8 protein-coding genes are annotated in these 12,680 nt (G+C 37.2%); all 8 read right to left on the reverse strand.

Annotated elements, in window-relative coordinates; all coding sequences use genetic code 11:
• Nucleotides 1–98: 98 nt before the first annotated feature.
• A complete protein-coding gene (locus K7G79_RS12395) occupies nucleotides 99–2,084 on the reverse strand; it encodes an alpha-L-fucosidase (protein WP_370634224.1) in 1,986 nt (661 codons plus the stop codon).
• A gap of 123 nt (nucleotides 2,085–2,207) precedes the next feature.
• Complete coding sequence (gene fucP, locus K7G79_RS12400) at nucleotides 2,208–3,461, reverse strand: L-fucose:H+ symporter permease (RefSeq protein ID WP_223551909.1); 1,254 nt, start codon at nucleotides 3,459–3,461, stop codon at nucleotides 2,208–2,210.
• 15 nt (nucleotides 3,462–3,476) lie between these two features.
• Entirely contained in the window at nucleotides 3,477–4,724 is a 1,248-nt protein-coding gene (locus tag K7G79_RS12405) for a UxaA family hydrolase (protein ID WP_223551910.1), read from the reverse strand.
• Complete coding sequence (locus tag K7G79_RS12410) at nucleotides 4,690–4,980, reverse strand: UxaA family hydrolase (RefSeq protein ID WP_223551912.1); 291 nt, start codon at nucleotides 4,978–4,980, stop codon at nucleotides 4,690–4,692. The genes K7G79_RS12405 and K7G79_RS12410 overlap by 35 nt, the downstream gene beginning before the upstream one ends.
• Nucleotides 4,967–5,623 (reverse strand): RraA family protein, encoded by a 657-nt coding sequence (locus tag K7G79_RS12415; protein ID WP_223551913.1) that lies wholly within the window; start codon nucleotides 5,621–5,623, stop codon nucleotides 4,967–4,969. Before K7G79_RS12415 ends, K7G79_RS12410 begins: the two co-directional genes overlap by 14 nt.
• Nucleotides 5,624–5,633: 10 nt before the next feature.
• A complete protein-coding gene (locus K7G79_RS12420; protein WP_223551914.1) occupies nucleotides 5,634–7,277 on the reverse strand; it encodes a beta-N-acetylhexosaminidase in 1,644 nt (547 codons plus the stop codon).
• Between the two features lie 28 nt (nucleotides 7,278–7,305).
• Nucleotides 7,306–9,771, reverse strand: a complete 2,466-nt coding sequence (locus tag K7G79_RS12425; RefSeq protein WP_223551915.1) for a DUF6259 domain-containing protein — start codon at nucleotides 9,769–9,771, stop codon at nucleotides 7,306–7,308.
• Between the two features lie 10 nt (nucleotides 9,772–9,781).
• A complete protein-coding gene (locus K7G79_RS12430) occupies nucleotides 9,782–12,073 on the reverse strand; it encodes a glycoside hydrolase family 95 protein (RefSeq protein ID WP_223551916.1) in 2,292 nt (763 codons plus the stop codon).
• Nucleotides 12,074–12,680 lie beyond the last annotated feature (607 nt).

The raw sequence follows: 12,680 nt of genomic DNA on the forward strand, positions 1-12,680 counted from the left end.
AAAGACTATACAATAAATGGCAGGAATAATTTACAAACCTTTGTTGAAAAAGGCATACATATACACCATAGAATATCTACTCAAAACAGTGGAAAAAATTAATCAACCATTACCCCTAACTCAGCTAATATTGCATAATTAGCATCAAAGACCTTAACAGCTTTAAACTTAATAAACTTCGCTTTTATAATAGTATCTAGACTCACAACTTGTTCTATAGGGTTGTTTATTATATTTGAGAACTCTCCAGCTTTTGCCAATTTCCATTTTTCACCATCTAAACTCGTATAAAACTCATAATGTGTTATGATACCATTCTTCATTTCGGTTTGGCGCGGTAAAACACTAAAACCTTTTAAATTTAAAATCTTTCCAAAGTCAATTACTATATCCTTATTTTTATCTTGTTCAAGGGATTGCCAAAACGTTTGTTTATTATCATCAATAAGTTTAGTGGCTTCTCTATTTTTTTCTGAAGAACTAGCCTCCATAATTTTCCATAAGTTTTTACTATGAGTAAAGGTTGAAGTCGCTATTTCGCTACTTTCCCCTTTATAAAAAACCTTAGATTTTATAGTCCCACCTTTTTCAAAAGGTATTTCATTCTCATAAATAGCCGATTGTTCAGTTGGGTCACTACCATCCAATGTAAATCTAATGAGTCCGTTACTTGTTATTTTAATATTTCCAGAAGCTGTTCTATGTATTATTGGAGGCGCTAATTGTACGGGTTCTAAATGCACCGATATTTCTGTTAATGTTGGGCAAACAGGAGCTTCAGTAATTCTAATCCTTATTTTATTGGTGATTTGCAGCCCACCTTTCCATAGCCTTCTGTTACCAATAGATTCTCCTTTAGCAAATTCTTTCCAAGAATTATCCTCCCATTTATCTATAGCCCACCCCCAAATACGCTGACCTAATGGAATGTATTCGCGTAAATTAATCACGTTGAATTCTGTTTCCTTAGGAAATTCTACTATGAGATTCGATACCGTAATATCATCATCTGTAGTCCAATATGTTTGTTGATTTTTATCCAACAGATTATCTGTACTATATCGCGATGAATTTCCACGAACATTACTTGCTTGAATAGAAGCTCCTTGAGCTAAATCCTTTGAAAAAGTAGCATCAATTATTTCTTTAAACTTAGTCAATGAAACTATGTCATTTTCATGTATCAAGCCTCTTCTATCTGGTGGTAAATTCAATATTAAATTAGTACCATGGCCTATACTTTCATAATATAATTTCACCAATCGTTCTGGAGATTTCACCTTATCATCTTCATGTTTATGGTAAAACCATCCTGGGCGAATTGAAGTATTAGTCTCAGCAGGTATCCAAAAGTCACCCTCCCTATGTCCATTCAATGCTTCTAAATACATGGTTTCCCCTATTCCAGGTTTATTTCCATTTCTTCCATGGGGTGTATAGCGATGCCAGCATGGATCTCCTGAATATCCAGCTTCGGTACCAACCCATCTTACCCCTGGTCCTAAATCAGAAAAGATAACTGCGTTAGGCTGCAATTCATGAACGAGTTTAAAGGTGTTCTCCCAATCGTAATACGATAATCTATCTATTTTACGTTCCTCGTTAGCTCCTCCATAATATCCAGAACCTCCATTAGCCCCATCAAACCACACTTCAAAAACATCACCGTAGTTTGTTAGTAATTCTGTTAATTGCGCTCTAAATATTTTTATATACTCTTGAGTTCCATAGGTTGCTGTATTCCTATCCCAGGGTGATAAATACATTCCTACTTTTAGCCCATGTTTTCTACACGCATCAACAATTTCCTTAACAATATCTCCTTTCCCATCCTTGTATGGTGACTTTGTAATATTATGTTCAGTTGTTTTGGTAGGCCACAGGCAAAATCCATCATGATGCTTTGCTGTTAAAATCAACCCTTTCATACCTGCATTTTTACTCGAAAGCACTATTTGCTCTGCATCGAACGCCGTAGGATTAAATAATTCGGGAGATTCATCCCCAAAGCCCCATTCCTTATCTGTGAAAGTATTAATGGTTAAATGTATAAATGCATAAAACTCAATATCGTGCCATGCAATTGGCTTTCAGTTGGTAGTGGTCCAAAAGGTACTGGAGGTTCAACTATTTCTGTTTTGCAACTAAGTAGTATTATTAGCCCTATTGTAACTAATCCTTTTATTTTCATTGTTTTTACTAATATTTTAGTTTACATTTTTCCTTAAAAGAATTAATCCGTAAAATAGAATAAAGGAGAAAGATATTAATGGAACAAAATAAGAATAACTAATGCTTTGCAACCCATCCGAAACCAATCCCTGAAGAGGTGTTAGAACAGCTCCTCCTACTATGGCCATAACCAAACCAGAACTTGCTATTTTGGTATCATCCTTCAGACCATTGATAGCTAAACCAAAAATGGTTGGATACATTAACGACATACATGCAGAAATTAAGACCAATGAATATACACCTATAGTGCCCTTTATAAAAATAACACTTGCTGTGGCTATCATCGCCACAAAAGCTAGTATCACCAACAATTTTTTTGGTTGTATAAATTGCATCAGCCAAGTGCATATAAATCTTGAAAACATAAATAATACAATGGACGCTAAATAATAGTTAGAAGCGTCTTGCTCGTTTAAATTAAACTCTTGCATAACATACCTAATGGTAAAAGACCATACTCCAATTTGTGCTCCGCAATAAAAAAATTGAGCAACAATACCCATCAGGTAATTTTTATTTTTTAATAATCTTTTTACTTTAGGAAGTACATTAAAATCCTGAGCGTCATCTGATGCAACTGGCATCTTTACAAAGTAAATAATTACCCATAAAGTAACTAAAAGCAATGCTACAATAACGTAAGGTCCCATAACCGCATTTAATTCTTCAAGTTGTATGGCCTCCAAATCAACCTTGTTCATTTGCTCACGTTCAGCTGCAGTAGCCATATTCAAGTGAGACAGAATAAATAGTTTCCCTATAATTATTCCTAATATAGACCCAATAGGATTAAAGGATTGGGCCAAATTTAAACGCCTTGTAGCTGTTTCTTCCGGTCCCATGGCAATAATATACGGATTGGCAGTAGTTTCTAAAATAGCCAATCCGCCTGCCAAAACAAACAATGCTATCAGAAAATGGGCATATTGCATGCTTATACTTGCTGGATAAAACAACATGGCCCCTCCAATAAACAACCCTAAACCCAATAAAACACCAGACTTATAAGTAAATCTTTTTATATATAACGCTGCTGGGATGGCCAAACAAAAGTAAGACCCGTAGAATGCCGTTTGTATCCAAGAGGTTTGAAAATCGGTCATACTCATAATCCGCTTAAATGCAGCCAAAAGTGTATCGGTCATGTTATTGAACAAGCCCCATACCAAGAATAAGCTCGTGATTAAAATGAAAGGGAGTCTAGAAAATTTTCTGGTTGTATGCATATTATAAGGTTATATTTAGCCTACTAGGCAATTAGGTCCAATGGGTTCAAATGTTTTATAGGTGATTACTGATTCTTGATGACCCAATCGTTCAGAAGCAGTTGGTATGCCTGAAGCAGTTTGTAAAACTTTGCTGTAAATTTCCTGAGCAACTTCCTCTAACGTAGCATTAGAAGAAATAACTTTCCCTGCATTAATATCCATATCATCAGACATGCGCTCATAGGTGTCTGGGTTACCGCATATTTTTACTACTGGAGAAATAGCAGACCCTACAACAGAGCCTCGCCCAGTTGTAAATAGAATGATATGACACCCCGAAGCAATGAGTTCGGTAATTTCTGAATTATCATTTATGTTCGGAAAACCAAATCTAGGTTCACCATCAGGAACAATATCCATCAAAAAAAGCCCAGGCTTATTTGGCAAGTCACCAGGTTTTATCAATCCAGAAATTAAAGCACTTCCACATTTGGCATAGGCACCCAACGACTTTTCTTCAATGGTAGTGAGCCCGCCATCGGCATTTCCAGGAGCAAAACTGCCATAGCCCATAATGGTATAATACCTTGCAGCTTTATCCAGTGCTTTTTGTAATTCTTTTGCCAATAAAGGGGTTTCGGCACGCTTTACAATATCTTCAAAACAGCCAATCATTTCACCTGTTTCCTCAAAAATAACCGTACTGTTATTTTTTACCAACTTATCAAAAGTTAAGCCTACCGATGGATTAGCGGCAATACCACTGGTTGCATCCGATCCTCCACAAATTGTTCCTATTATTAAGTCTTCAACCGATAGGTTTACCTGTTTTGTTTCTTTTAAGGATATAACCGTTTCCTTAATCCATTCCTGTCCTTTTGCAATGGTTTTAGAGGTACCTCCATTATTTTGAATAACTAATGTTTCAACGGGTCTTCCAGATTCATCAATTGCCTCAGAAAGTTTATTTCTATTAAAACTTTCACAGCCTAAGGACACCAATAACACACCGCCCACATTTGGGTGCGTACAGAGTTGTTTCATTACTTTTGCGGCATAGGCATTTGGGTAACATCCACCAAATCCAATCACCTGAACATGATCATCCCTAAAAGGTCTTGCTATTTCTGATGCTACATGGTGCGCGCACTCTACCAAATACGCTACCAATATAACGTTTCGTATGCCCTTTCTCCCATCCTTCCGTTGGTATCCTTTTAATTCCATTTCTTTACTGTTATTATCATCAACTTTCCCTGGTATGCGTATCGATAAAATCACTTTTCATATTATGAAGGTGCACATGTTCTCCCATCTTAATATCTTGGGTCGCACTTCCAATAGACATGTTGAACTTTATTATTTTTTCACCTTCATTAATGTCCTTTGCAGCTATTTTATGCCCTAAGGCAATTGCTCCTTCAACTTTATAATCCGTTCCAGCAAAAGTAAAAACATCGTCTACGTCTAAATCTACTGTAAGTACCAATACATTGTCGTTATTGGAAAGCTTTATAAACTGATTAGAATTTCCCATATTTCAAATAGGCTTCTTGTGGGTCTACACCTTCCATAATTGCTTTTCTAACCAAACTTTCTGTTCTTAGGACTTCCTCGGTTTTAAGTACAACTTCTTCCACTATGTCTTGTGGTATCACTACTACACCATCCCGATCTGCCATTACATAGTCCCCTGTTTGTATTTGCACTTCTCCTATTTTAATAGGCTCACCATAACCATAGGCTTTCCATCTGCCTACCACATCAACAGGGGTATAATATTTGCAGAACACCTTAAATCCTATGTTTTTTATGAATGCGGAATCCCTACAGCCACCATCTACAATATAACCGCGCACACCCCTAAGTTGCAGCGTTTCGGATGACAACTCCCCCATGTGCGATAATGTATCGTCATTAGGCTGACAAATTACCACGCTACCTGTAGGTGCTTTAGATAGTAACCCGGTCCAATTCAATAGTGTTTCATGCGGATCGAAAGTCGCATCATATTGTCCACTTACGGTATATATGGGACCTGCCAGTTTTTTATCTACATCCAACGGACGAATCGTATTTGGTAAGGTTTGGTTAGGGTAGCCTATGGCTCTTAATACATCGTAAACTGCACCAGAGTAGCATTTTTCCAGCCTGTTTGACAAATCATCATTTATGTTCATATATCGCTTTTTAAAAATTATTTAAATAAAATTCATCGTTTGCCAACTCTTTTGGCTCTCTAAAATTAATGTCTTTTCTTTCCAAGATCTGTAGATTCCTTTTAAGCCTAGATTTAAAATCATTCCAGTCTCTATTATCCATTTGGGTCCAGCCCGCTTCAGATAAGGCCATGGCCCGTGGAAAGGTCATATAAAACGCCCTATTGATATCTTTTACATATTCGCCCCAAATAGTGGCTTCAACCCCAATGATGTGGGCCTGCTTTTCCTGTGGCAAACCGTACCCTGGATCGAGTTTGTATACCTGCTCCAATGGCAAATACGCCATCCAATCGCAGGTTTCCTCTCCCTTGGCCTGCGGGTAATCAAAATAGGCATGTTCTCCAGGCGAGCAAATAAGTTTATACCCCATTTCCCTAGATTTTTCAATAGTTTTTGGGGTTAAACCACCGCGCCAAGTATACATGGTACTGGTCTCTGGATAAAATGGCACATCCAACTCATACCAAATTTGTGGGGTCTTGCCATGTTTGGCTAGCGTATCACTTATTCGTTCAAAAAAATAACTCATAAGATGTTGAGGACTTTCTAAGTTATTATCCTTAATCCTCTTTTGACATTTGGGACAAGTTTTCCAATGATCCAATGGTGCCTCATCTCCACCAATATGGAACTTCTCTGCAGTAAAAATAGGTGCCAATTCTCTATAGACGTTGCCATAAAATTCAAACACTTTGTCGTTACCCGCACAAAGCAGGTTTTTAGACACCCCTGGTGTAGTTCGTACTTCAAAATCATCGGGAAAACAAGTGAGTTCCGGATAAGCTACAAGCATGGCTTGGCTATGCCCCGGAACATCCAGTTCTGGAATGACCTCTATAAAGCGTTCTTTGGCATAGGCTACAATATCTTTTAGCTCGTCCTGCGTATAATACCCACCATGTGGCACACCATCGCCATCGGTCTCTTTTCTTACTGTGGCCAACTCCATAAGTTTGGGATATTTTTTAATTTCTACTCGCCAGCCTTGATCGTCTGAAAGGTGCAGGTGCAGGGTATTAAATTTATACATAGCAATGGCGTCAATATATTTTTTTACATCCTTAGCTGGTAGAAAATGTCTTGCAGGATCAAGCATCATTCCCCTATAAGGGAGTCTCGGTTTATCATCAATCTCCAGACAAGTAATTTTTATAGTATCCTTTTCGTTTTCTAGGGGTATAAGTTGCCTAAACGTTTGTATAGCATAAAATAAACCTTTAACCGTGGTAGCTAAAAATAAAACCTTCTTTGTATTTATTTCTATTTTATATGACTCATCTGTTGTCAGGGATTCATTATCTTCTAATGGACTTATTATTATCCCTTTTTGAGGAATCTTATCATAAGATTCTAATGGTAATTTCAAACCTGTTTGGTTAAAAATCACTTCATTAACTACATCTGCTTGTTTTTTTAATTCTTGATTAGATTCAGGATAATAAATAACGGTGCTCTCATCCATTACAAACTTTTCTGCGTAAGTTTTAATAGCATTTGGTTGAGGAATTAAATTAAGCTTAACATCGTTAGTGGTAAGTGAGGTCTCCTTTTCTACACAAGCAAACAAAATACAACCCGCAACAACCAAAAGGATTTTTTTAAAAAATTTCATATTATTTTTCATTTATATATAATCATTGTTACTTTACAACTTCAAACCATCTTTTCACTTTCATACAATCACCTAAAACACTATAGTGATAATTTCCTTTTGGAATTGTATCACCTTTATGGATAATAAATGTTTTAACTTTGTCGACCACCTTATTGCTTACCTCAAACCCGGGCGCATTCAAATAAATATTATCTAAATTATAGCTTGTTTTTTCATTGTTCCATGGGGCAAAAAGAGAAACTTCAATTACTAAACTCTCGTTTCCTTTATCAATTTCACCTTTTTGCACAATAATAGGTAAGGGTTCACAACTTTCAAAAGGGAATAAAACTGCAGAAACAGCAGATTGTAAAGAGATATAAACCTCTTCATCCTTTCTTAAGATGGGCACTTCTCTCATTTCTAATGTCTCAACGTTGAATTCATAGGCGTTATTAATCGCCTCTGGTAATTCAGGTAATTTTACCCTTACCTCAGCGGTGGGTAATGGCGTAGCATCAATATGTCCACCTGTTAACACCCAATAATCTTTAGATTTCCATACATGCCCCATCCATTTTGGGTCATTTTCGGCTATGGGATCCCATTCAGTCACATCGCCATAGGTTACAGCTTCTGAAAATGTTGGGTGTAATTCGTGCCATCTTAAGTTAACTACAAAATCTTCGTTATAATCATCTGGTTTTTCTACACCTACATTTCCCCATGCCCAATTGTTCCGTCTGCTTTCTGTTTTACTCATAATCGCTCCAGTGATAGCTGCCTCAGACGAACTGGCATGATAAGATAACGGTACATAGTTGGGCATAGCCACTTTCATGGCATCAATCTCATTTCCTGGGCAGTCCATAATCAATGCTCCGTTAGTACTTTCATTAAAATAGTCCATATAAAACTCTGTAGAAAGAAAAAGTTCTGGGTTTATCTTATCGGTGGCTTCGCGAATACGTTTTAAACATTCACGCATCCATGTGTTGGCATTAAAGGGACTTTTGTGTTCATGTGCTTCATTAAAACAAGGCCGAAACGGAAAACCAAATTCATCTAACCTAATTTCATCTACCCCAGCTTCTGCCAGCATAGTACAAATTCTAATTAAATTATCCTGCCAGGGCTTATAACCTGGACAGTTGAATGCGCCGTATATTTCTTTACCTTTTCTATAATCCATCACCGGTTTACCATTTCTGTTCTTAATGGCAAATTGTTCCCAATTCCCTTCAAAAATAGGACTAGTCGTTCTTGCACCGTAGGCAGCTACATACATACCTACCCTTCGGCCATATGCATGGCATATCTCAACACCCTTTTTAAAGGCTTCCTCTCCTCCTAAATCACTTCTATAATCTATAAAACCAGAAGACATCCATGGCCCATAGGTATCAGGCCAAATATTTACTCCTTCATTCCACATGGCAATTTCCATACAGTCGTTTATGTCGTTTCCAAAAATGGGATTACTGAACAAACTGTGTAATTGTTGAAATGATGTAAATGAATTTGAATTAAAATCCTGTTTGTTTTCTGCAACAGTTTCTTTTGTTGGAAACCATGTACTTGAGCGTGTTGAGATCTCTTCTTTATACCATTCTGGTATATTTCGTGTCTGCACATTGTTATCAAACCAATTATTATAAGCTTTTGCCGCTGTTCTCCAGTTGCCGTTATATACTAAAAACCGGGCAGATGGCCACGCATTTGTTTTGCTTGGCTCAATAACCTTTTGATCAAAATACAAAGATGACATCCCACCTTCTGGAAATGTAGATAAGACTTTATTACTAAAATCTTTATCCATAGTTATAAAAGCAAGGCCTTGCTTTCCTTCAGTTTCATAAACCGTTTGCCATTGCATGGATACATCTTTCCCATAGACACCTCCCAAAGGCCTTTCCCATGCTTTAGCTCCTGGATATCCCCTATCCCACATATTAACTGCCAAATTTGCGCTCTTGTCTTCACCTATGCATATTCCCGTAAGGTATGGAAAGGCAAGGTAGCCTGAGAATGACTCTTTGCCTGCATTTGTAACTGCAATATGGGCATCAAAATTATTAGCATCATTAAAAAGCTCTAACTGAAGCTTAATTTGAACATTTAGATTTTCGAATAGGTAATTTAAAACAAGTACATTGGATACTTCCTTTTTAATTATTTCAAAAGTATCAAGTTTACAGGTACTGGGATCTATAATAACACCTCCATAATCATTATGCTGCGATCCCGCTTTTAACCTAGGCATTGCTTTGGCATTCACAAAAAACCTAAAAATATTACCCCCATTTGGTGTTTTAATATAGTTGTCGTTTGTGTTCTTATTAGTCACGGACACCAACTGTCCGCTTTGTTTATTGAAAACTACAGACAACGATTTATTCTGTAAGCCAATAAAATTTTCATTATCAATAACGGCTTCATTTGAATACAAATTAGAACAAGCCATTAAGAAAAAGACTATTAATGGTAAGATGACTATTTTAGCTCTGCTCAATGTAAAACAACTATTTATCAAGTACTAAATGTATTTTCTGGTTTTCTGAAGTGCTTACTTTAATAATGTCATCTTCAAGCTCATATTCGGCATCAATGCTAAACTTAGAATCTCCAAATGGATTCTTTATTTTAAGATCTTCTCCTTTATCTGAAACTATCTGCACTTGGGTTATTTGGCCATTCTCTTTTTTAGCCGAGACTAAGAATGCCCCTTGTGTTCGTAACGTTTCAAAGCTAACATTATCCCAACCATTAGGAATGGCAGGAAATAGTTGTATAGTACCCGAATGACTTTGAATTAACATGTCTTGAACCGCCGAAGCGAACGCAAAGTTCCCTTCTAAAGTAAACGGACGGTATTTAAACGTAGAATACCCTTTGTTATATTGCTCTCCATTGACGTGAAAGGAGTTTGGGAGGCAAAAATTTTCGGCAAATATTCTTAGGGTATTGGCTGCTGCTTCTCCATCAAAAGCACGAGCCTGTAAATTGGCCAACCAACTAAAAGAATACCCAGTCCAATAATCCGAGCCCGTTTCGGTTAAATGGTTAATGGTATTATCCACTATGGTTTTATGATCTTCACCATTTGAATAATCTATTAAACCATAAGGGTGAAAGGCCATTAGGTGTGAAAAATGACGATGGGATTCTTCATAACGATGCTCTGGTGCCAACATTAAGCCCTCTGTTTCATGAATGGCGAAAGAAGGCCATTCTTGCAATAAATCGTTCCATCTTTTCGCATCTTCTTCCTTTCCAAGTTCCAAAGCCAATTCAGCCGCTTTTTCATAAGTCCAACGTATTGCTGCCAAATCAAAATTAGTCATTTCCCCAAACCAAGCCTCTCTGTTGTTATTGTAAATTTCCGGACTGGCGCTAATGGGCAGTTTTCGTAAACCATTTTCACCTTTTACTGAAATGTCCTCAAAGAATATGGCCACCTCACTAAGCCATGGGTAAGCCTTGTTCTTTAAAAAGTCCCTGTCCATACTGTAACGCCAATGTAAATAAAAATGCTGGCTTAACCACCCTGAAACTGTAGGTCCAAAAGCATATTGAATCCAACCCCCCATAGGTTCACCCGTTAGAGTACTAACACCGGGGACCGCCAAACCTTCGGCTTCATAATAATCTTTGGTATAGGTCTTAAAGGTTTCCCTGTGTTTAAGCATCCACTCCAGATAGCCTATCTCTAAATCCAGATGGTTTCCAGAATATGCCGGCCAATAACTTAGCTGTGTGTTTAAATCGTGATGGTAATCACCTTTCCATGGTGGCAATTTGCCGTTATCGGCAGTCCAAACGGCCTGTAACGATATGGGTGGTGCGCCATTACGTGCTGCCGATCCAAATTTATATTGTTCCAAATGCCACTGCTTTTCTATAACGGGGTCTGGAATGGTGATGGCTGATTTTGACCAAAACTGTGTCCACCAAGCTTTGTGCGTGTTAAAGTCTGTAGTATACCCCCTTTGTAAAGCCTGCGCTACAAGGTCTTTAGATGTTGACCCGTTCTCCCACTCTGGATAGTGCGCCGATATGCTCCAACAGCCTTCCAAATCGTTACCATTATGTTGCCATGTAACAGTAACATTATAGTTAAAACCTCCCCAACCTTCTTGGGTATAATTGATCTCATTATCTTGTTCCACAACTAGGCCTTCCGGATAGCCCAACCGCCGTAAATCCTGACCTGTAACGGGTGAATCTTCCTTACTTTCACCTGCTATGGTATAGGCCGGTGGTACAAGTACGGGTTTAAATCCTTCGGGAACATTTTTGAACATGAACCAGCCTATTTGCTCGGAAGCATGCACAAATGCTTCAAATGCTGTTCCATTAGCCCAGTTTACCTTAGTAACAGCATCGGTAATCGATAGCCGTGTTGAGTCAACTTTTCCTAATGCTTCAATATTAAATTCGAGTCCTGCTCCGGGGATTTTTGAAGGTGCCGGTGATCTGTCGTAAGGCACATCAAACATATCCTGTACGGCTTTATAAGTATTATTTTTCCATTGTTCGTAAACCCAGGCATATTTATACTCTGGGGTATTTAAATTTTCCATAGGGCGTAAATCCCATAGGTTTACATGGTCCAACGACATTCTTAAACGCCCCTCTTTTTCCCAAATTAGTGCACCTATAACACCATTACCCAACGGGATGCCCTCATCCCAGCTCTTGGCCAATGTGGTAGAGACTAAATCATGGTCGCCAAATGTAATGGATAACTCATTCTTTTTTTGGGTACAAGACACCACTAAAAACAAGACCCATATACATGCTAAATATTTCATTATTTTTTATTTATAGTTAAGCTTCAAAATAAAATATTTTGTAACTGAAACCCCTCTAAAATATTTGTAGTTAACGATACTTTTTTTGCTTGATAAGTATTTATTTTTTAGAAATACAAATATTTTATTATATAAAACAATTAATTTTTACTAATAACTATTGGGGTATTATTGTTAATGGCAAAGATGTAGCTCGATTTATTACTTATATTTATTTTTTTAATATGCCTAACTTCACCTACAGAATAAATTCCACTTTCATAAGGCATTAAAGTTTTAAAATTACCCTCACCGTCGCCTTGCATATATAGGCCATATGAAGCATCATTCCTTGGTGTTTCTACTTCGGCATTATACAAATTACCAGCCGCAATAATATCTAGGTTACCATCACCATTAAAATCTTATAATTTTTCACTACCTCTTCAAACATTAACAATTTGAAAGTATATTTTCTCTTCTAAATAAACAACCTCAATAGCATTAGCTCTTTTGATTTGTATTACTATAATTTAGTAGAGGTCAGCATTTAGTTACCTACCAATTTTGATTGATTTATAGCTTTAGCCTCAACCATTCTACATATGAGATTATTGAAGATGGTGTC

The organism is Aestuariivivens sp. NBU2969 (assembly GCF_019931125.1).
GTDB lineage: Bacteria > Bacteroidota > Bacteroidia > Flavobacteriales > Flavobacteriaceae > Aestuariivivens > Aestuariivivens marinum.